23 protein-coding genes are annotated in these 25,656 nt (G+C 53.1%); 7 read left to right on the top strand and 16 right to left on the bottom strand.

From position 1 onward, the window contains the following. The first annotated feature begins 403 nt into the window (after positions 1-403). From V2P20_RS01930 to V2P20_RS01920, 3 genes are read left to right on the top strand one after another with little or no spacing between them, the layout of a single operon-like run. Positions 404-3,229 (top strand): tetratricopeptide repeat protein, encoded by a 2,826-nt coding sequence (locus V2P20_RS01930; RefSeq protein ID WP_331815532.1) that lies wholly within the window; start codon positions 404-406, stop codon positions 3,227-3,229. Then, positions 3,186-3,800 carry a hypothetical protein gene (locus V2P20_RS01925; RefSeq protein WP_331815579.1) on the top strand — a complete coding sequence of 205 codons (615 nt, stop codon included), beginning with the start codon at positions 3,186-3,188 and terminating at the stop codon, positions 3,798-3,800. Before V2P20_RS01930 ends, V2P20_RS01925 begins: the two co-directional genes overlap by 44 nt. Before the next feature lie 18 nt (positions 3,801-3,818). Beyond that, on the top strand, positions 3,819-4,880 hold the full coding sequence (locus tag V2P20_RS01920; RefSeq protein WP_331815529.1) for a DUF4434 domain-containing protein: 1,062 nt from the start codon (positions 3,819-3,821) through the stop codon (positions 4,878-4,880). A gap of 15 nt (positions 4,881-4,895) precedes the next feature. Here the strand turns inward: V2P20_RS01920 and glmM are convergent, their stop codons facing one another. Continuing rightward, positions 4,896-6,272 (bottom strand): phosphoglucosamine mutase, encoded by a 1,377-nt coding sequence (gene glmM / locus V2P20_RS01915; protein ID WP_331815528.1) that lies wholly within the window; start codon positions 6,270-6,272, stop codon positions 4,896-4,898. Positions 6,273-7,271: 999 nt separating this feature from the next. On the opposite strand from glmM, the gene V2P20_RS01910 reads away from it, so the two are divergent. Next, a complete protein-coding gene (locus tag V2P20_RS01910; protein WP_331815526.1) occupies positions 7,272-8,426 on the top strand; it encodes an SIS domain-containing protein in 1,155 nt (384 codons plus the stop codon). 127 nt (positions 8,427-8,553) lie between these two features. Then, the gene (locus V2P20_RS01905) at positions 8,554-9,387 is read left to right on the top strand and encodes a CBS domain-containing protein (RefSeq protein WP_331815524.1); all 834 of its coding nucleotides are present in this window, start codon (positions 8,554-8,556) and stop codon (positions 9,385-9,387) included. A 353-nt stretch (positions 9,388-9,740) separates the two neighbouring features. Here the strand turns inward: V2P20_RS01905 and V2P20_RS01900 are convergent, their stop codons facing one another. From V2P20_RS01900 to V2P20_RS01835, 14 genes are all read right to left on the bottom strand, one after another. Next, positions 9,741-10,196, bottom strand: coding sequence for a TerB family tellurite resistance protein (locus V2P20_RS01900; protein WP_331815522.1), 456 nt, complete (start codon positions 10,194-10,196; stop codon positions 9,741-9,743). A 28-nt stretch (positions 10,197-10,224) separates the two neighbouring features. Next, positions 10,225-11,418: a TerD family protein gene (locus tag V2P20_RS01895; RefSeq protein ID WP_331815520.1), complete on the bottom strand. Its 1,194-nt coding sequence runs from the start codon at positions 11,416-11,418 to the stop codon at positions 10,225-10,227. Positions 11,419-11,444: 26 nt separating this feature from the next. Continuing rightward, entirely contained in the window at positions 11,445-12,413 is a 969-nt protein-coding gene (locus V2P20_RS01890; RefSeq protein WP_331815518.1) for an HpcH/HpaI aldolase/citrate lyase family protein, read from the bottom strand. Further along, complete coding sequence (locus tag V2P20_RS01885; protein ID WP_331815516.1) at positions 12,410-13,525, bottom strand: cysteine protease StiP family protein; 1,116 nt, start codon at positions 13,523-13,525, stop codon at positions 12,410-12,412. Before V2P20_RS01885 ends, V2P20_RS01890 begins: the two co-directional genes overlap by 4 nt. Beyond that, on the bottom strand, positions 13,515-14,270 hold the full coding sequence (locus V2P20_RS01880; RefSeq protein ID WP_331815513.1) for a hydrolase: 756 nt from the start codon (positions 14,268-14,270) through the stop codon (positions 13,515-13,517). Before V2P20_RS01880 ends, V2P20_RS01885 begins: the two co-directional genes overlap by 11 nt. Next, the gene (locus V2P20_RS01875) at positions 14,242-15,462 is read right to left on the bottom strand and encodes a phosphoribosyltransferase domain-containing protein (protein ID WP_331815576.1); all 1,221 of its coding nucleotides are present in this window, start codon (positions 15,460-15,462) and stop codon (positions 14,242-14,244) included. Before V2P20_RS01875 ends, V2P20_RS01880 begins: the two co-directional genes overlap by 29 nt. Continuing rightward, positions 15,462-16,499, bottom strand: coding sequence for an ATP-grasp domain-containing protein (locus V2P20_RS01870; RefSeq protein WP_331815510.1), 1,038 nt, complete (start codon positions 16,497-16,499; stop codon positions 15,462-15,464). The genes V2P20_RS01875 and V2P20_RS01870 overlap by 1 nt, the downstream gene beginning before the upstream one ends. 11 nt (positions 16,500-16,510) lie before the next feature. Continuing rightward, positions 16,511-17,092, bottom strand: a complete 582-nt coding sequence (locus V2P20_RS01865) for a TerD family protein (protein ID WP_331815507.1) — start codon at positions 17,090-17,092, stop codon at positions 16,511-16,513. A gap of 171 nt (positions 17,093-17,263) precedes the next feature. Further along, positions 17,264-17,839 (bottom strand): TerD family protein, encoded by a 576-nt coding sequence (locus tag V2P20_RS01860; protein ID WP_331815504.1) that lies wholly within the window; start codon positions 17,837-17,839, stop codon positions 17,264-17,266. A 58-nt stretch (positions 17,840-17,897) separates the two neighbouring features. Further along, positions 17,898-18,473 carry a TerD family protein gene (locus tag V2P20_RS01855; protein ID WP_194971135.1) on the bottom strand — a complete coding sequence of 192 codons (576 nt, stop codon included), beginning with the start codon at positions 18,471-18,473 and terminating at the stop codon, positions 17,898-17,900. A gap of 21 nt (positions 18,474-18,494) precedes the next feature. Next, entirely contained in the window at positions 18,495-19,520 is a 1,026-nt protein-coding gene (locus V2P20_RS01850; RefSeq protein WP_194971134.1) for a DUF475 domain-containing protein, read from the bottom strand. A 724-nt stretch (positions 19,521-20,244) separates the two neighbouring features. Next, complete coding sequence (locus V2P20_RS01845) at positions 20,245-21,333, bottom strand: alkene reductase (protein ID WP_331815497.1); 1,089 nt, start codon at positions 21,331-21,333, stop codon at positions 20,245-20,247. 136 nt (positions 21,334-21,469) lie between these two features. Further along, positions 21,470-21,823 carry a hypothetical protein gene (locus V2P20_RS01840; protein ID WP_331815495.1) on the bottom strand — a complete coding sequence of 118 codons (354 nt, stop codon included), beginning with the start codon at positions 21,821-21,823 and terminating at the stop codon, positions 21,470-21,472. Between the two features lie 659 nt (positions 21,824-22,482). Next, entirely contained in the window at positions 22,483-22,989 is a 507-nt protein-coding gene (locus V2P20_RS01835) for a septal ring lytic transglycosylase RlpA family protein (protein WP_331815493.1), read from the bottom strand. A 354-nt stretch (positions 22,990-23,343) separates the two neighbouring features. Between V2P20_RS01835 and V2P20_RS01830 the strand changes: the two genes are divergently transcribed. Together V2P20_RS01830 and V2P20_RS01825 are read left to right on the top strand one after the other, a co-directional pair. Then, positions 23,344-24,018 carry a fructose-6-phosphate aldolase gene (locus tag V2P20_RS01830; RefSeq protein ID WP_348532237.1) on the top strand — a complete coding sequence of 225 codons (675 nt, stop codon included), beginning with the start codon at positions 23,344-23,346 and terminating at the stop codon, positions 24,016-24,018. Positions 24,019-24,198: 180 nt separating this feature from the next. Then, positions 24,199-25,065, top strand: coding sequence for an aldo/keto reductase (locus V2P20_RS01825; protein ID WP_331815491.1), 867 nt, complete (start codon positions 24,199-24,201; stop codon positions 25,063-25,065). 57 nt (positions 25,066-25,122) lie between these two features. On the opposite strand, the gene V2P20_RS01820 is transcribed toward V2P20_RS01825, so the two are convergent. Continuing rightward, positions 25,123-25,410 carry a Rho-binding antiterminator gene (locus tag V2P20_RS01820; protein WP_194971129.1) on the bottom strand — a complete coding sequence of 96 codons (288 nt, stop codon included), beginning with the start codon at positions 25,408-25,410 and terminating at the stop codon, positions 25,123-25,125. Between the last annotated feature and the right edge of the window lie 246 nt (positions 25,411-25,656).

Below are 25,656 nucleotides of genomic sequence, written 5' to 3'. Positions count from 1 at the left end.
ATCATGTGGAGACGAATTCACTTGTGCCCTTTGGGTATTCCGCCCTGGGCGACTACCAACAGTAGGCGCTCCAGGCGAAGTCGCCCCCACAGGTGCTAAATACAGCCGATGGCATCGAAACCGGCATCTGCCGGGAAATTTGGAGCGCCATCTTTTGCAAACTTGCAAAAAACGGTTGATAGCATTACCGTACTAGCTTCGCAATATAACACTAACTCACTGGTCAACCCGTAAGACCTGATAGTCAAAAAACCTCAGAAACAAGGCGCACAACAATTGGCGGCTGATGATTTGTTGTAGAGTCTTTTGCCGCATTTCGCGAAGGAGCTAACCGGCAAAGCACTTCATCAGAAGGCGGCATGTCCCGTGCATTTTTATAACAATAAGAAGAGATAAACCGACCATGGCAGACAAGGATTCGAGCAGTTTATTTCATCTGTACCGGCGAGGGCTTTTAGGCCTGGGATATTGCCTTTTTTCCGGCATGACCTTTGCCGCAAAACCGCCTCCCGAAGCCGATGTCAACCGTTACCTCGACAAAATCCGGATAGAGCGGAATGAGAATTTTATCCAGAGGGAAATGCGGGAGTTCAGCGGGTTTCCGCATCTGGATAAAGCGGAAAGGCTGGCCGCGGCCGGCAAAACCGAAGAAGCCGTTGCCGAATTCGAACGCTATCTCAGCATCGACCCCCTCGATGTCAAGGCGCGCATGGCCTATGGCATGTTCTTGTACAAGAACCGAAAATTTCCGCAAGTCATCGAACAGATGGACATCATTATCAAGAGCCACCCGGAGCTCATTCCGGCCTGGTCATACCGGGGCCTTGCCAAACAGGCGCTGGGCGATTACCAGGGCGCCAACAGGGACTTCGACGCCGTACTGGCCAATCCCGATGCCCAGACAAGCGACTGGCGCTTCGCGCTCAATTCCAGAATCGATATCAGCATTCAGCACAAGCAATATCAACAGGCGCATGACCTGCTGGAAAAGCTGTCAGGGGTGGCCCCCAGCTTTGCCGCCTATTACCGGAAAGGCGTGGTGCTGGAAGAGCTTTCCCGCACGGCCGATGCCATCTCAGCCTATCAATCCGCCGTCAAGCTGGCGCGCCTCGATGCCGACCGGCTCAGAGGACTTCGTGCGCTGGCCGAAGCGCACGCCAAACTGAAAAACTGGGCGGAAGTCAAACGCACCAATGAGCAGATTCTGCAACTGGCCCCGGATGACCTGAAGGCGATGCGCAGTCTGGCTTATGCGGCCTACAATCTAAAAGACCGGAACAACGCCATCAACTGGATTAAAAGTGCACTGGCCAGAGAAGATAACAGCCGGGACAGGGAATTTCTGGCCAACCTGTTCAATGAAACCCGCCAATTTGACGAAGCCTGCGCCGAATATGCCAGGCTGTCCGAAACCTTCAAGGAACCCGATGACCGGCGCCGGACACTGATGTCGCTGGGTTATTGTTATCAGCAGTTGAACCGCCAAAAAGAGGCCGTAGATGCTTTCCGGCAGGCTGCCGCCATCGGTGAGGACCGGCGCAGCCTGGAGGCGCTGGCGGCGCTGCAGGAAGCGGAAAAGGACACGGCCGCCGCCATTGAAACTTACCGGCGCCTGCTGAAAATCAGCCCGACGGCGCAAGTTCACCTCAAACTGGCCAATCTTTATCGGGCCGGCCATGACAACCGGCAGGCGCTGGCGCACTACGAGAGCGCTTTAAAGCTCGGGCTGGATGAGCCGCAAAAAGCGTCGGTACTGGCGCAGATGGGCATGATCCATTATGAGCAGGGCCAATACCCAGAAGCCCGCTCGGCCCTGGAGCGCGCCGCCGCGATCACGCCGAATGATCCGGCCTTGCTGTACACATTAGGCGAAACGGCCATCAAGACCGGCGAACCCGAAAAGGCGCTGGACTGCTTTCAGAAAGCCGTCGCGATCAACCCCACGGCGCGCGGCTTGAAAACCCTGGCCAATCTGAATGTAAAGCTCGGCCGTTGGCAGGCGGCGGAACAAAACTACCGGCAACTGCTCGCCGGCCATAAACTCGCTGCGCGCGATAAGGCTAAAATTTATGAGAGCCTGTCCTTTGTTTACGCTCAGTTAGGGCAGAACGATGCCGCGGCCGACTATTTGGACAAAGCCATTGCGGCCGGCAGGGATTATGAAGATGCGCATGTGAATCTGGGCTATATATTATTCAGGCAGCAGCGCTGGCAGGAAGCGCTTGAACAATTTTCCGAAGCGCTGGAACACAACCGGGACCCTGCCACGCTGCTGATCATGGGCCAGATTTACCGCAAGCTAAACAAACACGAGGAAGCGATAGCGCACCTTGAGGAAGCCCGGCTGTTCCAACAGCAGCTCGACAAGGCTGAAAGAAAAGCGCTGCTGGATGAACTGGGCTATCTCTACGCCGACCGGAACAATTACGATAAGGCGGTCAAAGTCTGGCGGGAGTCGCTGTCGGTATCGCCCGACCCTTTGATTTCAGTCAGCTATGCGCACGGGCTCAGGCTGCTGAACCGCAATGCGGAAGCCAAAGCCGTGCTGCAGGGCATCGATGAAAAATCGTTGCCCGATGACGCGGTCAAAGCGCAGCGCTGGGACGATCTGGCCTTGCTGTATGAAGCGGACCAAGCCGTTAATGACGCTATCGAGGCGCAAAAGCGCGCCTTGGGCTTTGAAAAAACGCCGGGCCGTCATTATCAGCTGGGATTGCTTTACCAGAAAGCCAATCAGCCGGATGCGGCGCTGGCAGAACTCCGGCAAGCCGCAACGCTGGAGCCGTCGAATCCGGCCTTCAAGGAAACGCTGGCTTACGCGTATGCCAATGCCGACAAACCGGCCGAGGCGAGCCGGCTGCTTGAACAGGTCGCCGCCAGGGAGCCTACGCGGGTCGATCTGCTCAAGAATCTGGGCTACTTCAATTCACGCATACCCGACAATGAAAAAGCCGCGCAATGGTTCAGGCAGGCTATCGATACGGCGGAGCAATATCCGGACCCGGATACCCCCCCCTACCGAACAGAATATAGAAAATTACCGCTTGCGCCGCGAAGTGGAAAAGCTGACCCATTATTTCGATGTTTCGGCCTATCAGTCCCTGCGTATCCCGGACAGCAAAGGCGATTTCCGCAACACGACGCAGGGCGGCATTCTGGGCGGCGTCATTCCTTCGCAGGGCGGCGTGGAACTGGCCTTTCAGCCGCCGGTCATTGGTTTGAGGAATGAACGGATTTTCCAGGTGTTCACCCGCTTTTTGTGGAATGCGCCGCCCGGAGGCTTGAATGTGGATGCCGACTCGGTTCAGGGCGGCATCGGCCTGCGCTACAAACCGTTCCGCAAGCTGGACTTTTATGTCTCCGCCGAGCACCTGTTCAAAGTGGGAGGCGATGCGATCAATGACTGGCTGCTGCGCGCTTCCTACGGATGGAACGATGGCGATGAGATGAAGCCGGGGCAGTCGTCATGGAATTATTCAACGGTCTATGCCGATCTCGGTTATTTCATCAACGATCCCGGTATAGTGGCTTTTTACGGCGAAATGCGCCAGGGTTACAGCTTTAATTTTTACGATGCGTTCCTGGTCACGCCGCATCTGGTGCTGGACGGGAGAACTCAGGATCATGATGAATCCAATATTTCTTATCTTGAAGGCGGCGGCGGATTTTCTTTCCGTTATTTCTTCAACGAGTCGCGTTATACGTCGGCCCGCTCAAGCATTGAATTGCTGGCCCAGTATAAGGCGGGACTTTCAAACATCGATGGAGGGTTTATCTTAACCGGCGTCTTAAGATACTGATGACTGAGGACACGTACGATGCGCAGGTTTTACAGAATCACCGCAATTTTCATGATGCTTTTTCTCGCAAGTGCATGCGATTGGGCGAACGAACGGCAAAGCCGCCCGGACCCGCCCCCTACCAAACCCTTGCATTTTTCGGGCACTTTTTTGCAGCTTGTGGAATCCCGTTCTCAATGGACGCTGACCCAATGGGCAAGGCTGTTTTGCTATTTCAGAACACTGGGCGTTAAAAAACTGATCATTCAGTGGTCCGCCTTTAATGATCCAAATTCCACTTTTCCGTATGGGCCGGGCTTGCCCGCCATTCGGCCTGAATTGAAAACCATTCTCGAGCTGGCCGATCAATACAAAATAAAGCTTTATGTGGGCTTGAATCACGATGCCGGATACTGGAAAAGAATCGGCCTGGATGCGCATTCGGTTCAAACCTACCTGCAAAATCTGAATGAAAAAAATGCGCAACTTGCCAGGATATTGTCTCCCTTGCTGCAAAGCCATCGCTCTTTTTCCGGCTGGTACATAACCGATGAGATTGATGACGTTAACTGGAATACCAAGGAAAAGCGGGAACTGCTGGTCAATTATCTGCAGTCTCTGTCCGGCCAGTTGCACCAATTGACGCCGGACAAAAAGATCATTCTGTCGGGTTTTTCCAATGCGGCCCTTTCGCCTGAGCAGCTGACGGAATTCTGGTATGGCATACTGTCCAGAGCCCCCGTCGATGTCCTGCTTTTTCAGGACGGCGTAGGCGTTCACAAATTGACGCTGGAGCAGTTGCCGCCTTATGTGGATGCGGTTCATTGGGCCACGGAGTTCGCCCATAAAAAATTCGATGTCATTATTGAAGTGTTTCAGCAGATTGCCGGCGCGCCAATTAATAACCAGCCCTTCAAGGCGGTTCCGGCCCCGCTGGATCGAATCCTGAAACAGATGAAGATCGCTGCGCTGTATTCGCCTGAATTGTGGGCGTTCAGCATTCCTGACTATATGGCGCCCGATGCGGGGGACGATGCCCGGCATCTTTTCGGCTACTTTCATGCCCAGCGGATTTTAAATCAATCTGTTGGCCGCCGGTAACCGGAACAGGCGAAATCAGCACAGCTCTTTCTGCAGCAGGTCGGCTATTTCTTCGGCAAACTGATCAATTTGATGTTGATCATTGCCATCAACCAGAACACGGGCCAGCGGCTCGGTCCCGGAATACCGGACCAGGACGCGTCCCTGCCCGCTCAGCTCGCTTTCAATCCGCTGAATCAGCTCCGGATAACCCTTGATCTGATCGAAGCCGGTTTTATTTCTGACTCTGACATTGATCTGTTTCTGGGGAACGTCCTCCACCAACTGATTGAGTTCGCTCATCTTCTGGCCGGTCTCTATCATGAGTCCCAGCGTGCAAAGGGCGGCGATGCAGCCATCGCCGGTAGTCGTATGGTCCAGATGAATGATATGGCCGGACTGTTCGCCGCCCAGGTTGGCGTTCAGCCGACGCATTTCTTCGACCACGACCCTGTCGCCGACGTCCACCCTGACGACGTTGATATCGTTTTCCAGCATTTTCTTTTCAAGGCCGTAATTGCTCATGTGCGTGACGACCAGCGTATTATTGCGCAATCGGCCTTTCTTTTTCATATGAAAGGCCGATATGCCCAGGAGATGATCGCCATTTACCACATCGCCGTTTTCATCGACCATGAGGAGCCGGTCGGCGTCGCCGTCCAGGCTTATGCCCACGTCTGCGCGATAAGTCCGCACAGCCTCGGAGATAACATTCGGGAACAAAGCGCCGCACTCCGCGTTGATATTGGTTCCGTCAGGGGTATTGCCGATCGGGATAACTTCCGCCCCGAGTTCGGAAAATATGGCGGGCGCGACTTTATAGGCGGCGCCGTTGGCCGTGTCGAGTACGATGCGCACGCCATCGAGCTTATACTCCAGAGGAAAGGTCCTTTTCACATAGACTATATAGCGCCCGTTGGTATCCTCGATGCGACTGCTCCGGCCGATACGCTCACGCTGCACAAGAAAGGGCCGCAAATTATCTTCCTTGACCATCCGTTCTATTTCGGCTTCTGTCTCGTCGGAGATTTTAAAACCGTTGGGGCCAAAGATTTTAATGCCGTTATCGTAAAAAGGATTGTGGCTGGCTGAAATCACAACGCCGGCGGATGCGCGCATATTGCGGGTGATAAAGCTGATGCCCGGCGTCGGCAATACTCCGATCAATAGCACTTCAACTCCGGTGGCAAGCAGGCCTGCGGTCAGAGCCATTTCGATCATGGCGCCGGACAGGCGGGTGTCCCGGCCGATGACCACTTTAGGAACAGTATGAGGCGGCGCTTGCTGGCTCAACAGGGTCCCCATCGCCTTGCCGAGTTCCACGATGATATGGGGCTGCATGGGATATTGATTGGCCACGCCGCGAATGCCGTCAGTGCCGAATAACTTAAAACTGTTTGTCTGTTTGTACATAATCGACCTCACCCATGCCTAACGAACATGATTTTTGCCGGTGCATGCTGCAGAAATCGCCTGATCGGTTTTGATCGATCTGAACTTTCTTTCCGCAAAAAAACAATCACAGGACTTACGCAAGCCTGTGGGGGCGACTTCGCCTAGAGCGCCTACTGTTGGCAGTCGCCCATTCAGATAAAAGGCGACTAAAGTCGCCCCCACAAGTTTTAAAACTACTTGATTCGGTGGTTGAACAGGCAAACTGCGTAAGTCCTGAATCATTAACATATGAGTTAAGAGCTAATGAGACAGTCCATAGGTTCCGTAAACTATTGAGAAAAACGCGACGCTGTCAATAAGACGGAATTAGCCGCGCTTCATCTCCCGCGGATGAAGCAGTCATGTTCAGCGCATAATCCCGTAATGCCTAATATTGTCTCAAGACCATCTCATGAGACAGAGGCGAGACACTGATCTGTCTCACGCTCACAAGCGTTTCTCGAATCACTTCATGAGTAAATTCAGACAAGCCATTGATATAACAAAATATTTTCATAATTTCAAAGTTGGCACGGATATTGTTGAAAGTTAACAACCATCCCTCAGCATTTATTGACTTAGTACTTTTAGAAAACAACATGAAAGCTTTATTTTCCTTCAATCGCCGCCATAGCTCGCTCTATTTCCCATCCGCATCCTTCCGTATGCAACGAAGAATTTTTCTAAAGGCTTTTCTCAAACCGGCTCCATTGAAAGACGAGAACAATCACTGCCGTAGTGAGAAAAAGTAGAAAACTTTTTTCAAAAGCGCTGTCAAATTGATCACAAGCTATTTTTCCGGTGAGAGCCGCATCACCTTCAATCTCATTTCGTAATTGACAGCGTTTATGGGTATCGAAGGCCGTAGCGCTTCTCGCCGCTTCAAGTATTGGCAATAATCAAATTTGGCACGTCGTCAATCATCATGACAGCGATTAAACCCGAACTTTAATCCTATTATTCAGGTGGATAATTCATATGAGCACACGCGTATCCAAGAAAATGATTACCTCGTTCGAGAGCCTCAATGCCTCAGGGGCTATCCTCATGATCAATGCTTTCGATCCGCAGATCCCCACCACTAAAATTTTTCTTGAAGCCATTCATCAGAACGGTCTGCCTCATGTCGTCATAGGCAACAAAATCGACCTGGTCAATGCCGATGAACTGGCCGAACTGGAAAAGGAACTGACTTGCAGCGTATTGCCGATGTCATTGCTGACAAATCAGAACACGCAAGGTTTAAAAGAATTAGTCAAAGACCTCTTCCCGGAAAACTCGAGAATATCGGTTCTGGGTATCTTCAACACCGGAAAAACCAGCCTGATCGCTCATTTGACCGGCAAACAGCTTAAAATTTCCAATATGCCCGGGACGACTCTGGAGTTTGAGGAATATGAATGGGAAAACCGGGTTCTTATCGACTCGGTCGGCCAGCTTATCGATGTCAACCGGCCCTTCATGGTGGGTTACGATTTCACCGGACTGGATGAGCCGGACCAGATGTTCGAACATGCACTGCGCCAGGAGGCTGAAGGCATTCTTTCGTCTGTCCGCTCTGCAAAAGCCGGTTTTCTTGGCGCACTCGAACTGCTTGCCAACTGTATCGACAACGGCGGCAAGATTGTGGTGACGGGCGCCGGCGCATCCGCGCTGGTGGCTGAAGAAATCGCCGGCCAGTTTTATGAGACGGGCGTTACCTGCCTGCCGGTGACCAATAACCTGAGCCAGGCGAATCCGGTTTCGTTTGCCAAGGGGACCGCCGAAGAGGAAGGCGGGCTGTCGCGCTATGTCGTCAGCTTCATGAACCCCGGAGACGTGCTGATCGGTATTTCTGCGTCGGGCGGGACCGGTTTTGTCTATGAAGCCATGCGCCTTGCCCGTAAAAAAGGCGCGAAAACAATAGCCATCACCGAAAACAAGCATACGCCGCTTGGCGAGCATTCCGACGTTATCATCAAGAGCAGCGCCAAACCGGAAGGGCCTTCCAGCACCCGAGTGCAAACCGCTCATCTGTGCATAGGCCATGCTCTGGTCTGTACGCTGGCGGCCATGCGCGGCTTGAGCGGGGAAGACTCCATCAATTTCATGATGCCGGAGCGGATTGCAACCAAGAAAATGGGTATTAAATAAAACAAGCGTGCGGCTATCAGCTGAGGCTCAACGATAAAAACTCAGGCTTTTATTGGCATGCAGAGCTAAATCGGAATCCTGCGCTCATCCTTGAATCAGTAATTTTCAATATTTAGAGGGGGAGGAAATGAATATATTCGATGACGCCATTGAGATGCACGTTCACTGGAAAACGGCTTTGAAAAAATATATTGAAGAAGGTATTCCCCTGGACATTAAGAAGGCAGCAGACAGCCATGCCTGCGATTTAGGAAAATGGATTGACAGAGAAGGGTCCCGTTACAACCATCTGTCATCATTCGAAGCGATAGGTATGGCCCATGAGCAGTTTCACCGAATTGCGGCTGAAGTAATTGCCCAGGGCGACGCCAATGACAAGATGAATGCAAAATTGCTGATCGCAACTGATGGGGCTCTGTCTCAAAGTTCCAACAAGCTCATTAAGGCATTGATGGATTGCAGCAGAGAGCTGGCTAATTCAAAAGGTCTGGTGAATCCCTTAGTAATCAGCATCAAAAGCAGGCTTAAAGTAAAAGATATATTAAAAAACAAGGAAAATCCCAATATCCTCTCTACCGATGGCCAGACAACAGCCCGGGATGCGATAAAAAAGATGGTAGACAATAATATCGGATCAATCGCGGTTTATCAGGATAACAGGTTTTTGGGCATTTTTACCGAGCGAGGCTATATGCAGCAGCTTGTATTGAGGAACGAGAGTTGCCTGGAGACGCCTGTCTCTGAAATGATTGATGCCAATACAATATATATTGATCCTGATGATTCTATTGATCAGTGCATGATATTGATGACATCGATGCATGCACGTCATTTGCCCGTTATGGATCAAAATGAATTAATCGGAATGATCAGCATAGGCGATATAGTAAAGAAAATGATGTCCGACTATAGCAACAAGATCTCGCAATTGGAGGATTATATCCATAGCTATGGCGTTTAGCAGACGGGCCACGTAATGGCTTCTCTTGATCAACCGCGGCAACAGCGTCATGGTTACGATCAAAGCCGAGTTGCTCCCCGGCATAGCCGGAAGCGCCTCATGCAAAGTAAAAACGCGAAGACATAACTTCGTGTTTCTGGCTTGCGTTACTTTTCCGGTTTAGCGCCGGCCATCGATAAAAACAGCGGCCTTAGTCCTGCCAGAATCGCGTTTTTTGTGCCGTTAAATAATTGGCAGACTTCCGTCGCTGCTTTCTTCATCATTGCGGCCGGCCGCAGGTAGCTGGGCTGATTTTTTAAGTCATCATGCCTTTCAACAGCTACCCGCCGGGTTGGCCTCGCGGCCTAAAAAGCCTACTTCAATTCAAATTCGGCCGGGTCCAGCGACAGTTCTTTCGCTATCCTGACCGCCATTTTTTTCTCATAGTCATCAAACTCGCCGTCCGATCCGGCTATGCTGATCACCATTCGCAGAATCAGTCGTGCCGCCGCCGCGTTGCTTTCCATCTTCTTGAGGGCTTCGAAGGCCTTGGCTTCCCCGATATCCCTGTCAAACTGCAACTGGCTGACATAGGTCTGAAAGGCATTGACGACATCTATCGTGGTGAATATGGAAAGCGCATCATGCGCTTCGATGAATTTGATCATTTTTTGTTTTTCTTCCGGGGTGATCACGCCGTCGGCCATGGCCACCAACGCGGAGCCGGCCATGGTGGCATTCAGGAAGTCCTTGTTCTTGAATTTAAGCGCCTCGGTTTTCAGTTCCGAGGCCTTGTTTTTGAGTGAGGTTAAAAAACTTTCAAAGCTCATGACATTTTTCCTTCTGTTAAAAAACTAGTTATTTGGATCCGGCTGCGTAATTCAATCCCCAGCCGTAAGCGGCATCCAAAGACCGGTGGCCGTTGAAATAGTCAACCAGTTTGGTGATCACCACCCTGTTTTCGATATTCTCCAGCATGGCGATGGCGCACATCATCTGGTCATTCCGGTGGCTGTCCAGCCTGACTTCGATATCCGCCTGCCCGCTGTTTTTTATCGTAATCACGGCATCGGCATGTGACCAGTTCGGAATGCCTTCGTAAATGAAGGCGAAAATCAGAACCCGCCGGAATAAATGCCAGCAATCGCCGTTGACGGCCAGGTTTTCGCCGGTTACCGACGTGCCGCTGCGGTCATCCTGATCCAGCTCGATATAGGGAAACTGGTGAAAATTTCCGAAGCAGTTTCCCAAGGCCTGAATGCCGCCGATCGAGCCGTCCTGAAACTCGAACAGGCAGCCCAGGTCAAGGTCGATGCCGCTCTTGGACCGGGAGAAAAAGCCGGGGGATTTGGTCGGTGTGTTATTCCAGTTTAGATTGACATTGATTTTTCCCAGCTGGCCTTGGGGCTTTTTGTCGAGGGAAATGGATTGCCCTTTTTTCTCCAGCGTCACCTTGCTCAGATTGATCGGCTTTGGCGGAGATGCGGGTTGAATCGGCGACGGGGCGCTACCCTCTCCTTCCCCGACATCGACGCCGTAATGTTTGGCCAAGGGCTCCAGTCCGCCCACAAAGCCCGCGCCGATGGCCCGGAATTTCCAATTCCCCTGATGCCGGTACAGTTCCGCGAAAATCAGCGCCGTTTCTGAAAATGACGAGGTATCCAGCGCAAATGAAACCAGTTCGATTCCCGACAGAAAATCCTTGACCAGCACGGTGATTTTTTTCACATCCCTGAAAGCCAGCCCGTTGAGGTTGCCCTGAAAAATAGTCGAGGTGAAAACGATTTTATTGATCTGAGCCCCCACGCGGTCCAGATGCAGCGTCAGCTTATGGCTGTTGCAGTCCAGCTCGATGCCCTGGTCCAGCCTCGATGGCTGGTTGAAAAACACGAAATCCTTGTCTGAGCCCACTTTTTCCGTTTCATTCAACAGAAAGGCGCTGGTGTCCAATGCCAGGTCAGGCGGCATTTGAGCGGGAATGATCATGACATGCAGGTCATGATGCGCCAGGGTGATATTTTGTCCGGAGACGAGGTCTTTGCGCGCGTTCATGGCTAATCCATACGTGTTTTTAGAAATCAGGCATAGGAAGAAGTGGGCGACAGATAACCGATGTCCATGGCCGCCTGATCCAGGCCATAACAATGATAGCGCTGCAGAATTTGCCGCGCCCAGTTCGAATGGGTGGAGACCTCGCACATGGCGTCATGCATCCTGAACACGGCCGGCATATCGCGGTTCAGGATGGACAAGGCCATCTCATGATCTTGGCAGGAAACCGAATAATGCTTTTCTATCATCGGTATTTGCTCCGGATGAATCGCGGTTTTGCCTACCAACCCGTGCGCCATGTCCAGGCGAACCTCCCGGTCCAGCGTCTCTTTATCGCTCAGGTATTCATACACGGGCGCCGAGAGCGAAAAGCCGAGCGGCTTGTAAGTCGTGACGAGTTGGCTGATAACGCCGGACAACGGTGTTTCGTATAGGGTGATTCCCCGGGGGCGGCGCAGTCCCAATAAATTCAACAGATCGTTGCCGCCGATCCGGATCAGGAGGATCTGGGGTTTCATGGCGTCTTCGGCCAGCGACACGGCAAGCTCGCGCATGGCGCCGGGGTCGAAAACGTCAGCCGTTTCCAGGGTCGGCATGATCAGGAACCGGGAACCCCGCAGCGCGTCCAGGTACTGGTCGCGGTTGGTCCGGTCAAACTTGGGCAACACAAAGCCGTCGATCTTATGGATGCCCGGCAAGTCCAGAATGCGCTTCAGTACGTCCGGATTTCTGGGCCGGATAAACCGGCGTTTGTCGGCGATTGAACTGATAAGCGGCAAAAAATTGCGCAGATTCCGGATCGACAACTCGACATCTCTGTCGGCAACGGCATCCTCGGTGCAGATTATCATGGTTCGGATAAACGAAATCTTCTCCGCGTTGGCGATTTTCAGCAGGTCAGGATGCATCGCCGGCACGTATAAAGGCGCCCCCAGCGCCCAGCCCGAAAGCTTTTCCGTCAAATGCGGGTGCAAGGATCTTCTTGTTATTGTCATGTCAGTTCCTTAATTAAAGCGACAGCTCGATAAGGCAGATCCGGGCAGGCCTTTACCGGTCTGTTCTTTGTCTCGGCCAGATAAAGCAGATGTTGGACGGCCGGATCCCCGCGCTCCTTCACCAGCAGCAGATCCGCCTCCCGCCTTAGAAAAACCCGGGTCGATTCGCCGATGCCGGGTTTAATCAGATTCTGGTCGGCAACGCCGTAACTGTCGCGAATCCAGCCAAGAAACCGGCGGGATTGTTCCCTCAGGACCTGCTTGGGCACCGCCTCGCCGGACAGGCGCAGCTCGGGATCGAAACGGGGCGACGCCGGCTGCGCCATGATTTCATCGGCAGCGCTCATGATCGAGTCGACAAAATCCCTGGACAGGTCGGCATCGGCATAATCCCGGTAGAAATGACAGCCGTGATAGTCCGTCTCAAGCAATTGCACCTTGTCGATCACGGACCGGCTGACCAGGCCCGACACGGTCGCGTTAAGAATACTGGACGGAATCAGATAGTCTTCCGCCGATGCCGACACGAAAGCGGTGCCGGCAAGATCGGACAGCACGTAAAGCTCGGGCGGAACAGTAATCCCATGCTTGTCCGCGAAGCGTTTCAGGCTGATCTCCAGCTGTCTTGAAATAACGCCCTTGCCGGTCCAGCCGTCGACGAACGCAATGGAATCCGGCGCGTGACGCGCCAGAATATGACGCAACGCATTTTCATCAATCCCTACGTCGCGGATGATCGAAATCGAATAATGCTCGGCATCGATGCCAAAATACCGCCCGAGCATGCGCTTCAATAAAACGCCGACCGGCGTGCCCGCGCGCATCAGGGAAACCAGAACAATGCCGTTTCGGCGCGTCTCGCTGATTTTTTTAGCCAGGATCAGCGTGTGTCTGGCCACCAATGCCCGGTTATCGGACAGCGCGCGGCTGAAAAGGTCCAGATAATCCTGAGAAGGCCGTTTTTCATGGGTGAGCATCTGCGAATAATGCTTTTTACCGGCTTGAATCAGGGCTTCCTTCGCCTTGACCGGCGTGTGCTCGATGTGAATGGGCTTCAGTAAAAAGCGCACATCCTCCGCAAAATAACTGCCCGAGAAATAATCAGGCATCATGGAAGAGCCTCCCTAACTGCGTACCGTTGGGAATCATGGCGTAATCGCAGAGCGACATGAAGGGCAGGTCGGTTTTGCTATCGCCCATGCCGATGGTGACTATCGGCCCATGCAGGTCCGCATAGCGGGCCTTTAAAAAGCCGACCGCCCGGGCTTTTCCTACCACATCGGGAAGGACGGCCAGATTATTGCCGTTGAGATGATAGTAAAGCCGGCCCGACAACACGGATTCATGCGGCCGGATCACCGCATTCAGCAGTCTGTCCAGTGCCGCCTCGTCCGCCGTCGCGTGCTTGATGACACCATACCAGGTGACGCCGAAATCCTTGATTAATCGCGGATTCAGCGCCGGATCACGGCGCGCATGGCAATGAACCTGCTCCCAAAGATCAAAAAGATCGCGGTGATAGCCCGGCAAAACATCAGCCATATAGCCTTGCCATTCCGGATCGATCCGGCGCTGTTTGTCCAGGATGACGGCCCCGTGATTCAAAACCGCTTCTTCGGTAAAAGGCAGATCGACCCTGGAAAACGCGTCAAAATCTCTCGCCGTGACCGGAATCATGCGGCCGGCGCCTGAAAGCCACTGCCACAGCCATGCCTGTTTGGGCGTGGCGTACGATAGCGGCGAGCCATCCTTGAGATAGGCGCGCGGCTGCAGCCCGTCTCGATTCGCCAGCGGCCCGCACTTGCGCAACGTCTGAAACAGCGTATCGTCAAGGTCGATAAAAATGAAGCTCTGCATTGTTGTCCCGATAGGAAAATTGCGCGCCGACCGCGTTCAGTTGTTTTAACAGCCCAATGAAATCGGTGCCGCGGCTAGTATTGCCCGGTACCCGCGGGGTTTCATGGCAGGCCACGATCAGGCTGAAATCGTCCGCATCGACGTTGTAAAGAAAATTGTCGATGTCGTCCTGATAGTTGTCGGTGAATTGAATTCTTGACACGATCGCGCCTTCCGGAAAAATGGGCGAGCGCGTCGTGGCCTGGACAATCACGCGATAACCGAGACGCTCGAGCGAGCGCCCCAACAGAAAGGCCGGCGGATTGCATTCGCCGGTGCCGAGCACCAGGATCGGCCGGCTGTCCGGCCGCGCAGGCAAAAAGACTAACAAGCCCGCGACGTTCAGATCGGAGAAGCGCACCGGCCGGTCCATGCCCAGGCGACCGGGCCAGGCCAGGATGTCGCGCTTGCACAAGCCGTTGCCGGCGACATTGATGGTGTTATCGCGAAATTGTTCCTGATCCGTGTCAACCGGATCGAAACGCAATTGCCCGGCCAGCAGGCTGACCCACTGCACCGGGATGCCGGCCGAAGCTTCAACGCGGTGCCGGTGCTCGGGCGAGGCAAAGTTGACCAGGCTGACGATGAATACTTTTTCCAGCCGCGGATTAATGGCACGGTACGCCGCTATCAACCGGGCAAAAGTCGCGCCGGTGCTGATTTCGTCATCGATCAAGACCAATTGCCTGGCGTTTAAAAACGCGGCGCGGTCTTTTTCATGCTCAGGATAATAAAGGAAAAAATCGGTGGCGTGGCTGTGCTCTTCAATAAATGCGAGCCGGTCGCCGCCGGCCAGGTGATAGCGCGTGGTTTGCATGAACAGCGCGCCGCGCACGCCCAGATTGTAAGCCGACTCGAAAACGCCATAGCCTAGGCCGGTCGCCGTTTCAGCCATGCCCACCCAAAGCGAGGGCGCCGAAAAATCTGTTTGATCAAGCAGCTTTCTGGCCAGCGCGCGATAAGACCAGGCCATGGTTCTCGGTAAAACCGGATAATGCTTGCCCAGGACTTTGCTGACCAACAGGAATCCGCGCTTGCTGTTAATGCGCGATGCGAACCCCAAAAGCCGATGCAAAGGCACGCGGCCTGGCTCGGTCGTGACATGGAGACGGCCGGTTCTGAGATCGACGACCTGATGCCGGGATTTTCCCATCACAGCGCCGCCTCTTCCACAACGACCGGCGTGTTGATTTCCCGCACGCGCATGCCGTAAGCGATGGCCGTGGACGCAAGCTCCCGGGGCGGATTTTCATTGTTGACGGCCTGCAACGCTATTTTTGCCAGGTTGGCGCCGGACAGGCAAGCCATGCCAACACCGCCGGACGGTCTGGCATTGATCTCCAGAAGACGCGGTCCATCGACGCCTTCCTTAAACTGGATATTGAACAACCCGTTCAGGCCGTAATGCGCCGTCAGGCGCTCGACCATGCCGGCGATTTCCGGCTGGTTGTCGATGATTTGGGCATGGCCGGCGGTCAGCGGTTTTTTCCGCTGCACAGCGCACCAGAGCCTGCCATGAGAAGCCGCGCAATCGACGCTCCATTCATGCCCGGGCAAATATTCCATGACCAGCAACGTATCGAACCGCGGTGACTGCGCCATACCGAAACGCAGTTCGCTCGAGGGTATCTGGTAGCTCACGCCTTTAAGCAAATGGGCAATACTGGGCCGCGCATCATCAAGCACACGAAAACCCAGCCCGTACACGGATATGGCGGGTTTGACGCAAAGTTTGTCGTGTTTGCGGCGCAGCATGTCGACCGCCCTGTCGAATTCGTCAAACGTGTTCACCGGCACCGAATCGGGCGGCAGCGCGACTTCATGATCGAGATCGGCATAAAACGCCGCCTTGTCATTCAATAACGTCAGCACGGCGTGATCGGCTACCGAAACGACACGCGTCCCCTGAGACACAAACCGCGCCTGGTGTTCAGCGATCAATGCCGCTTCCTTGCCCGGCCAGAATAAATCGATGCGCTGCTGCCGGCAGAAATCAACGGCCCAATCAAGGTATTCCGTACCGCTTAGCCCGGCAGGCTCGATAAATATTTCATCAGCCACCGCCATGCCGGGCGCATAACGGTGTTCATGCGAGAAAACCAGCGTGATATCGCCTTCCGTATCGGTCTGGCGAAGGTTTCTTAAAACGGAGTGAATGGAGGAAAAGGTTTTATTAAACCAGATGCGCATGAACGGGCCGATTATAAATAGGGAATAATGGCCGGAACCAATTGCTCAAAAGTGCGGCCGCTGGAAGATTCTCCGATGGCGTGCATTTTCCACTCGTTATTGTGCCGGTAGACTTTAGCCATGATTTGCGCCGTGTGCGCGCCCTGGGCCGTTAACGTATAGCGGGCGATTTCATTTTGATTGGCGGCATTGACCATGCGGCAGTAGGCATTTGCAACCGAGTCAAAAGATTGGCCGGTAAAGGAGTTGACGGTGAAGACCAGGGACTTGATAGAGGCCGGCACTTTCGACAGATCGACGATGATTTGCTCGTCATCGCCGTCGCCCTCGCCGGTTCTGTTGTCGCCGGTATGCACGATGCTGCCGTCGCGGCTTTTCAACTGCCTGAACCAGACGGTATCGGCGACCTTGTTGTCTTCGCCGAACAGGATGCAGGAGGCATCAAGATCGATTGAGCCGCCGCCTGAAAAACCGCCGAACAAGCCGCCTTTTTTCACGGCATCCCAGCCCAGTCCCATGATCACTTTAGTGAGCGCCTGCCCGGATTCCTTGTCCAGGGATATTTTTTGACCTTTTTGTAACGAAATTGCCATAGGTAAGTCCTGTGTGATTAGAAAGTCTGAATAATATGTTATCGGCATCGGAAATGGCGCTATTGAAAACGCCTGCCGTGCGGCATTGTCAGCGAGGGAAATTTCAGCCGGCCATTGGAGATCGTCCCAGCCTCCGCCCTTTACGGGCCGGCATGAATTTCCCCGGCAAAATCAAACGTTAACGCCGAAAGATGAAGCCAATGGTCCCAGGCCGCCCGCGAAGCCCTGGCCTACGGCCTTGAATTTCCAATCCGAGCCGCTGCGATAGATTTCCCCGAAAATCATGGCCGTTTCGATGGAGGCATCCTCGCTCAAATCGAAGCGGGCGATTTCGGTGCCGTTTTCTTCATTAACGATACGGATATAAGCCTTGGAAACCTGGCCGAAGTTTTGATTGCGCGTGTCGGCTTCGTGAATCGTGACGGAAAAAACCACCTTGTCGATGTCCGCCGGCACTTTTGAAAGCTCGACCTTGACGGTTTCATCATCGCCTGCAGCGTCACCGGTCTGGTTGTCACCCAGATGAACCACGGAGCCATCGGCTACGTTTTTGTTGTTGTAGAAACAGAAGTCGCCATCGTTCCTGACTTTTCCGTCCGACTTTACCAGAAAGCAGCTGGCGTCGAGATCGAATGCCGCGCCATCGGTAACGCGCGCGTCCCAGCCCAGGCCGACTTGTATTTTATTGAGTCCGGGCGCTTCTTTGCTCAGATTGACGTTGCCGCCTTTGGATAATGATACAGCCATGATAGTCTCCTTATTTTTTAATGTTGTTATATGCTCTTTGGAACACTCTGAAATAGATTTAAAGCTGAATGCCGTGCTGGATAGCCAGCGCTTTCAAACCGCCGGCATAACCCTGGCCGACGGCTCTGAACTTCCATTCGTTGTTGTGCCGGTAAATTTCGCCGAAGATCATGGCGGTCTCGATGGAGGCGTCCTCGCTCAAATCGAAACGAGTCACTTCATTATTGGTATCCTGATTGACCAGACGAATCGCGGCATTATGCACTTGACCAAAATTTTGGCGCCTTGAATCGGCGTCATGGATGGTAACGGCCACGACGATTTTGGCAATGTCCTGCGGCACTTTATCCAGAATGACTTTGATCACCTCGTCATCGCCATCGCCCGCACCGGTACGGTTATCGCCGGTATGCTCGACAGAGCCGCAGGTCGATTTGAGCTGATTGTAAAAAATAAAGTCGTGATCGCCCCGGACCTTGTTATCGTCCTTAACCATGAAGACACTGGCGTCGAGATCGAAATCCGAACCATCGGTTGATCTGATATCCCAACTTAAGCCGACCAGCATGTTTTTCAATTGCGGATCGGTTTTGCTTAAGCTGATGTTGCCGCCTTTGCTCAGTGAAATAGCCATCGCATAATCTCCTGTAGTGCATTATGAAGAAGAATTCGCCGCTTCTTTTTTCTTGAAACGAATTGAAGACAAAACGGACAAGGCAATGAATGCCGCGCCGATCAACCCGGTAAATACTTCCGGAATCGGCGTATGGGTGCTGATCAGCATGATCAGCGCCAAAGCCCCTATCGCGTAATGGGCGCCATGCTCCAGAAACACATATTCATCAAGCGTGCCCTTGTTGACCAAAAACACGGTCAGCGACCGCACGAACATGGCACCGATGCCCAGGCCCAGCATGATGATCACGATATCGCGGGTAATCGCGAAGGCGCCGATCACACCGTCAAAGGAAAAAGAGGCGTCCAGGAGCTCGAGGTACAGAAACGCCATGACGCCGCCCTGCTTGATGGTATCCATGACCTCCGCATCTTCGTCTTCCGACTCGACCTGGAAAAACCGGTCCAGACTGCTGACCAGTCCGTACAGGAAAATACCCCAGACGCCGCCGAACAAGACATCGTGCTGATGCGATTCTTCAACGAACGTATACGTAATCAGCAACAGCATCAATGAAAGCGTGCTGGCGACCGCATCGATTTTTCCAAGCGCCTGCACTTTTTGCTCGAGCCTGCCTAGCCAGTAAGTATCGCGCGCTTCATCAAACAGAAAAGAGAAAGCCACCAACAGCAGAAAAGTGCCCCCGAAAGCGGCGATAAAGGTATGTGCCTCCTGTAAATGCTTTGCATACTGTTCGGGCGCATGAAGCGCCATATTGGTGACCGACGACAAGTCCAGGCCGGTCGCGAATGCGACGATCAGAATCGGGAACAGCAGCCGCATGCCGAACACGGCGACGATAATCCCCCAGGTTAGAAAACGCTGCTGCCAGGCAGGCGACATGCGTTTCAGAACCGAAGCGTTGACGACGGCATTGTCAAAAGACAAGCTGACTTCCAGCACTCCCAATATCAGCGCCAGAACAGCGCCTTCGAGACCGCCAAAAATAAAGGCAGCGATCAGGCAAACGATGGTGAAAAAAATGGAAATATAGAAATAACGCATAGGTGACAAATAATTAAGGCCAATAGGGAAAGATGTTAAATATAATATTAGACGAAATGCGGCATGGAAGTAGCCGGAGGATCGACAATCACGTTACCCAATCCATTTTTCCAAGCCTTGATCCCAATAATAGCCGATGGGCCGGCGCTTAAGGCTATCAAGGCATTGAAACGGCAAAAAAGCCATCAGGAATAATGTCAATGTAACCGGCATGAAGAAAAGGAGAAACAGCATGGCGACAATTTCATTTCGCGCCGGAACGGCACGGAAACCCAGCGTAAGCCCCAGATTTATTGCGCAAACAAACGCTCGAGAGGAAAAAATGGATGGGGGAAATCAAGCGAATAAGGGCCGGCGCCTGGAGCCCCCGGCGAACAGGGAATGCCAGCCGTGTATTGACGATGCCTGATGCGTTAAGAGCGAAACCCAAAGCGATAAAGCGACTCGGCGCGACGCCAACAGAAGCACAATTAATCTTCCTAGCATTCAATTTTGTGGCCTTCAACTAAAATTATCAGTGGGCTGTTAGACTTTCCCGGATAATATCCAGCGTGTTCCACATTGTCAATGAAAAACGGCCTCAAGCTGAGCCTGGCCCTTTGCCGCCCTGGCAACCGTTAATGCCGCGGCGCAGCCTGATCTCCATTCAAATCCAGGGATAAATACTGATCCATCAATCAGCGTTCTGCGCCTCCCCTACTGAGACAACAGCATGCCGCTAGCTTTAGTCGGCCAGAGCCGGATAGTCGGTATAACCTTGCGCCCCGCCCTGATAAAACGTATCGAAATCGGGCTCATTCAGCGGCGCATTTTTAGCGAAGCGTTCGGGCAGGTCCGGATTGGCGATGAACAGCTTGCCGAACGCGACCAGGTCGGCGCGGCCTTCGGCAATAGCGGCCGTCGCCGTCTCGGCCGTGTAGCCGGCGTTGAGCATGTAAGCGCCGTGATACAGCATCCTTAACTCCTCAAGATCGAACGCAGGACCCGCCGCGCCGGGCGCTTCCTTGCCCATTTCCGTGATATGCAAGTAAGCCAGGTTGAAGCGGTTGAGCTGCTCGACCACATAGCCGAACGTGGCTCTCGGGTCGCTGTCGCGAATGTCGTTGAACGGCTGCAGCGGCGACAGACGCAAGCCGACCTTGTCGCTGCCCCAGACCGATGTGACGGCCTCAATGACTTCAAACAGCAGGCGCGCCCGATTGGCGATGAAGCCGCCATAGGCATCGGTGCGCCGGTTTGTGCCGTCGCGCAGGAATTGGTCGAGCAGATAGCCGTTGGCGCCGTGAATTTCCACGCCGTCGAACCCGGCCTTCAAGGCGCAATCGGCACCGTGCCGGAACTGTTCGACAATGCCCGGGATTTCGGACAGCTCAAGCGCGCGCGGCGTGACGAAATCTTGCGGCCCCTGCTCGGTCGAGGCCTGTCCGGCCGGTTTCAGCGCCGATGGCGCTACCGGCAACGCGCCTTCCGGCTGCAATGAAGGATGAGAAATACGGCCTACATGCCACAGTTGCAGGAAAATGCGCCCGCCTTTCTCATGCACGGCCGAGGTAATGGCCTGCCAGCCCTGAATCTGGGCGTCATTATAGATGCCGGGCGTGAACGGATAGCCTTTGCCTTGCTGCGAAACCGGCGTGGCTTCGCTGATGATCAGGCCCGCGCTGGCGCGCTGACGGTAATATTCCGCCATCAACTCATTGGGAATGCCGTCTCTGCTGGCGCGGCAGCGCGTCAAGGGCGCCATCGCCAGACGGTTGGGCAATTCATAAGGGCCGAGTTTGACAGGGGATAAAATCGTTAAGGCTTCAGACATGGCAATAACCTCGTAAAATGGGCAGGAGAGGTTATTCTAACCGGAACGAGGGCTAGTGAAAGTACTTGATAAAATAAAATGCCCCTAAAACAGACCTAGCCCTTAGGTACTTGACTCCAGAGGCATTCTTATCTTTTTATAATAATGACTTATACAACTTCAATGCCTTATTTAATAAGTCGGCTGATTTTTGGACATTGCCGGATTTGGCTTGTATTTGCCCTTGAATGACGCTTCCATTGGCTTCTTTTACGATAGCTTCATCCCCGGTAATGTTCTCGGAAGATAGACGCGCTGCTTTTAAATGCAAATAGGCCGCGGAAAAATCACTTTTGTTTACCTCGGCTAACCCTTCTTCAACATGCGCAATAGTCTCATTGATGCTTGCCGCAGAACTATTAGTCGCTTCTTCGGCGAAAGCTATAACGCTATTTGCGCCTAGAAAAATCGTCATGATAAAAGTCAGCGCCATCTTTTTGATGATATTCATTATATTTTAAAACCTTTTATGTGATTGCCGGGCAGAGCCCGGAGATAAATAATTGAAAAGTAAAAACTTTCCAAACCCTATCATACAGGTTTAATTGATGTCTCACACAGGTTTTATGAATCTTTCGGATGAAGAAGGCGCCCGGATGTTTGTTATTCGGCTGTTATAGAGCGCTCTAGAAACCTACCCGCATGCTCACGAAGATTTCAGTGGTGAATAACTAAGGATGAAGTGTCAGTTGAGCCGTAAAAGGCCATATCTGTTGTCACAGCATGGAAAGATATCGGAAGCCAAAGAGCCGGCAAACTTTCCCTCGGTATCCTGTTACGTTTCGGTGACTATAACCGTTGAATTGAAAACAGCCATTCTTTCCGCAGCTCCATGCAGTACCCCAACGTGAAATACAAGGCATCAGCTTCGGTTTGAAAACTATCGGTTGGTAGCTCAAGTTTGACCCGGCAGATAATGTCAGATTCGAACTGTCGCTGACGGCCAGAAACCGGACAGTCAATCTACAGCGCAACCGTAAAGCCTGGGGCCGTCAGCTGTGGAATACGGGCTATCCGCCTGAGAAAACCATGTCCAGCATATGGGAACTGTTGTTATTGGGATTAACTGAGTATTTTGTGATCTACAGAATTAAATGGAGCCACCAGGCATCAACTGCTTTTACCTGTTTTACCGCCATGCCCCATTTCCGCCAGGGCTTGATCGCGGCTTATGGGAGTGATAACGACAGAGCCTAAACCTTGACTCTGAATGCCAAGCTTTTTGGCGGCTGCATAGGACAGGTCCATTTCTCTTTTGCCGGGGAAAGAGCCTCGGTCATTGATGCGCACGATGACAGTACGATTATTTCTGGGATTGGTGACTTTGGCGTAAGAAAGAAGAGGCAGCGTCTTGTGCGCGGCGGTCATGGCATACATGTCAAATCGCTGACCGCTGGCGGTTCTTTTACCGTGGAAATCGGCGCCATACCACGAAACCATGCTGCGCTTGGCTGTTCTTGAAGGCCCTAAAGTGTGCCTCGTCTTATGAGCTTTTGCCGTTCTGTGTTTGGAAGCGGCAGTAATCACATGGCGTTCGGAGGCCTCAGCGGTTGATAATGGCTGAGAAAAATAACTGCATAGAACAAAAATAGAAACAACTCGTATGATTTTATTCATAAAGTAGTGTTTTTTTATTTAGACAATTCGATTCTAACTTCACGAACCTTAAATTAACCTTAAAGATTGTTTTAAGGCAAGCTTAATATTTGATTTTTATATGCTTCCTTCCCGGCAATGAATGCCGCAAAGCCAGTTGTCATCAGTCATGAGGCCGCCTGGGACTGCCGCGGAGATTTTTTCCCGATTATTGAAATTACAGGTCATGCTGACCGCAAAAACTGCCTGCCGGACAGCAATTTTCCGGCAAAATGTTCCGGATTTTCCGGATAAAACAAGCGTTTGCGTGTCGATTATTTTTTATTCGGGCGAACGTCCGTTAGAATTTCGGTCTATTTAATGAGGGTATGAAACATGATTGAGTTATATCTTGATACGGCCGATGTCGAGCAGGTGGCGCGCTTTAACGCCTGCCTGCCCGTGAAAGGCATTACCACGAACCCGTCCATCCTGGCTAAAGCCGGCGTAGGCCTGAATCAATTGCTGCCCGCCGTGTCGGCGGTCATCGGTCCTTATGCCCGGTTTCATGTCCAGGTGGTCAGCCAGACGGTTGACGGCATGGTCGCGGAAGCCGCACAAATTCATGCGCTGCCCTATGATGTGGTCGTCAAAGTGCCGGCCACGGAAACAGGACTGGCCGCGATCAGGAAAATGAAAGCCGACGACATCCCCGTGCTGGCGACGGCCATTTACAGCGCGCAGCAAGGCTTTCTGGCGGCCTTGTGCGGGGCCGATTACCTCGCGCCGTACGTCAACCGCATCGATGCGATGGGCGCCGATGGCGCCGGCGCCGTGGCTGATCTGCAGCTGCTGCTCGATCGGCATTGCCTGGACAGCAAGATCCTGCCGGCCAGTTTCAAGAACACCCAGCAGGTCGTGGACGTATTGAAGGTGGGCGTTGCCGCGATTACGCTGCCGGTTGATGTCGCAGCGCAAATGCTTGCCCATCCGGCAGTTCAGCCGGCCGTGGACCAGTTTACGCAGGACTGGCAGACGGTGTTCGGCAGCAAGCTGTCGTTTGAAAGCTGAACCTGGAATTACATGAACCTGTGGGGGCGACTTCAGCCGCTTCATATGCCTACACCAGGCGGCTGAGGTCGCACCACACGCTGTAAGTTTTAAGGCGCTGGCCAGGAACTCCTGGCACGGCCTACGCTCTTTGTTACTATCAAATCCATGAATCAGTGCGCAGCGCATCAGGAGGCCGGCATGTCAGATACTTCCCATAAGATCAACCGTTATGTCACGCATAGAGGCGTCAGGGTCCCGACGCTTCTGTATGGCACGGCCTGGAAAGAAGCCCAGACCGAGACGTTGACGCAACAGGCCGTCACTGCGGGCTTTCGGGGCATCGACACCGCCAACCAGCGCATGCACTATTACGAAGCCGGCGTCGGCGAAGGCGTCCAGCAGGCTTTAACCGAAATGAGCCTGGAGCGCGGCGACCTGTTCCTGCAATCGAAATTCACCTACGTGAACAGCCAGGACCACCGCCTGCCCTATGATCCGAAAGCGGACTACAGCACGCAGGTGATGCAGTCGTTCGAAAGTTCGCTGGCGCATCTGAACACGACTTATCTGGACGCTTACCTGCTGCACGGCCCGTCAGTGAGCCAGGGCCTGAGCGCGGCCGACTGGGAAGTCTGGCGGACCCTGCAGACGCTGCAGAAATCCGGTTCCGTGAAGCTGATCGGCGTTTCCAACGTCGGCTTCGACCAATTGAAGCTGCTCATCGACAAGGCCGAGATCATGCCGGCCTTCGTGCAGAACCGGTGCTTTGCGCGCACCAAATGGGACGTCAGGATTCGCGAACTCTGCCATGCCCATGACATACGCTATCAGGGGTTCTCACTGCTGACGGCCAACGTGACTGAACTGAGCGGCCCCAAGGTGCACGAGATTGCGGAACGGCTAAGCTGCTCCGTGCCGCAGGTCGTGTTCCGGTTCGCGCTGCAGCTGGGCATGATCCCGCTGACCGGGACCACCAGCCAGCGTCATATGGAAGAGGATCTGGAAGTCTATGATTTCGAGCTCGACGAAACCGACATGGATACGATCGAGAATATCGCCTTTTGAACGGCGGGGCGCAGCGCGCTTCGCGCCCGGCAATGGCCGCTGATGCTCAAAGACGGCCTAGTGAGCCCTCACCTGGCCGTTTACCGGCATATCCACAAACGATACATCGTGAAATTTGGCATCGGGCGTCAACACATGCATGTACGCCAGTTGCGCCAAGTCCACCTGCTGCTTCTGCCCGTTATCGATAATCAGAAATTCGCGTCTGTCCCCCGATGTCGTCACATTGATCGCCTTGCCGATCAGGACCTGGTCATCCTTTAACTTCAGCTTGACTTCATAGCCGTACAGGCAGGCTACTTCAATATAATCAAACAGATCACAGGATATTATGTTTTCACTCATAATGAACTCCTTCAATAAAGCATCACAAATATGATCGACTCGCAGGCAAAAACCGCCTGTTTTTTAATGGCTGGTATGCCAAAGACTCGCGCCCGGTTCCGCAGTTCAACTCAAACCAAACAGCCGCCGCGCTTAAATCCGAGGTTCATGCAAGCAACGGAAATGGTAAAATAACGCCAACTTTCCGACAACACCCGCTATTGACCGAAGTCAGACGATTGCATCTTCTCAGATCCGCATTGTTTA

The sequence above is a fragment of the Methylobacter sp. Wu1 genome (assembly GCF_036553575.1).
GTDB lineage: Bacteria > Pseudomonadota > Gammaproteobacteria > Methylococcales > Methylomonadaceae > Methylobacter.
The sequence above is the reverse complement of the archived record's forward strand: the minus strand, read 5'-3'. Positions and strand labels throughout refer to the sequence as shown.

Coding starts and splice junctions, on each gene's coding strand:
- V2P20_RS01930 (WP_331815532.1), top strand. CDS start 404: ATGGCAGACAAGGATTCGAGCAGTTTATTTCATCTGTACCGGCGAGGG.
- V2P20_RS01920 (WP_331815529.1), top strand. CDS start 3,819: ATGCGCAGGTTTTACAGAATCACCGCAATTTTCATGATGCTTTTTCTC.
- glmM (WP_331815528.1), bottom strand. CDS start 6,272: ATGTACAAACAGACAAACAGTTTTAAGTTATTCGGCACTGACGGCATT.
- V2P20_RS01910 (WP_331815526.1), top strand. CDS start 7,272: ATGAGCACACGCGTATCCAAGAAAATGATTACCTCGTTCGAGAGCCTC.
- V2P20_RS01905 (WP_331815524.1), top strand. CDS start 8,554: ATGAATATATTCGATGACGCCATTGAGATGCACGTTCACTGGAAAACG.
- V2P20_RS01900 (WP_331815522.1), bottom strand. CDS start 10,196: ATGAGCTTTGAAAGTTTTTTAACCTCACTCAAAAACAAGGCCTCGGAA.
- V2P20_RS01895 (WP_331815520.1), bottom strand. CDS start 11,418: ATGAACGCGCGCAAAGACCTCGTCTCCGGACAAAATATCACCCTGGCG.
- V2P20_RS01890 (WP_331815518.1), bottom strand. CDS start 12,413: ATGACAATAACAAGAAGATCCTTGCACCCGCATTTGACGGAAAAGCTT.
- V2P20_RS01885 (WP_331815516.1), bottom strand. CDS start 13,525: ATGATGCCTGATTATTTCTCGGGCAGTTATTTTGCGGAGGATGTGCGC.
- V2P20_RS01880 (WP_331815513.1), bottom strand. CDS start 14,270: ATGCAGAGCTTCATTTTTATCGACCTTGACGATACGCTGTTTCAGACG.
- V2P20_RS01875 (WP_331815576.1), bottom strand. CDS start 15,462: ATGGGAAAATCCCGGCATCAGGTCGTCGATCTCAGAACCGGCCGTCTC.
- V2P20_RS01870 (WP_331815510.1), bottom strand. CDS start 16,499: ATGCGCATCTGGTTTAATAAAACCTTTTCCTCCATTCACTCCGTTTTA.
- V2P20_RS01865 (WP_331815507.1), bottom strand. CDS start 17,092: ATGGCAATTTCGTTACAAAAAGGTCAAAAAATATCCCTGGACAAGGAA.
- V2P20_RS01860 (WP_331815504.1), bottom strand. CDS start 17,839: ATGGCTGTATCATTATCCAAAGGCGGCAACGTCAATCTGAGCAAAGAA.
- V2P20_RS01855 (WP_194971135.1), bottom strand. CDS start 18,473: ATGGCTATTTCACTGAGCAAAGGCGGCAACATCAGCTTAAGCAAAACC.
- V2P20_RS01850 (WP_194971134.1), bottom strand. CDS start 19,520: ATGCGTTATTTCTATATTTCCATTTTTTTCACCATCGTTTGCCTGATC.
- V2P20_RS01845 (WP_331815497.1), bottom strand. CDS start 21,333: ATGTCTGAAGCCTTAACGATTTTATCCCCTGTCAAACTCGGCCCTTAT.
- V2P20_RS01840 (WP_331815495.1), bottom strand. CDS start 21,823: ATGAATATCATCAAAAAGATGGCGCTGACTTTTATCATGACGATTTTT.
- V2P20_RS01835 (WP_331815493.1), bottom strand. CDS start 22,989: ATGAATAAAATCATACGAGTTGTTTCTATTTTTGTTCTATGCAGTTAT.
- V2P20_RS01830 (WP_348532237.1), top strand. CDS start 23,344: ATGATTGAGTTATATCTTGATACGGCCGATGTCGAGCAGGTGGCGCGC.
- V2P20_RS01825 (WP_331815491.1), top strand. CDS start 24,199: ATGTCAGATACTTCCCATAAGATCAACCGTTATGTCACGCATAGAGGC.
- V2P20_RS01820 (WP_194971129.1), bottom strand. CDS start 25,410: ATGAGTGAAAACATAATATCCTGTGATCTGTTTGATTATATTGAAGTA.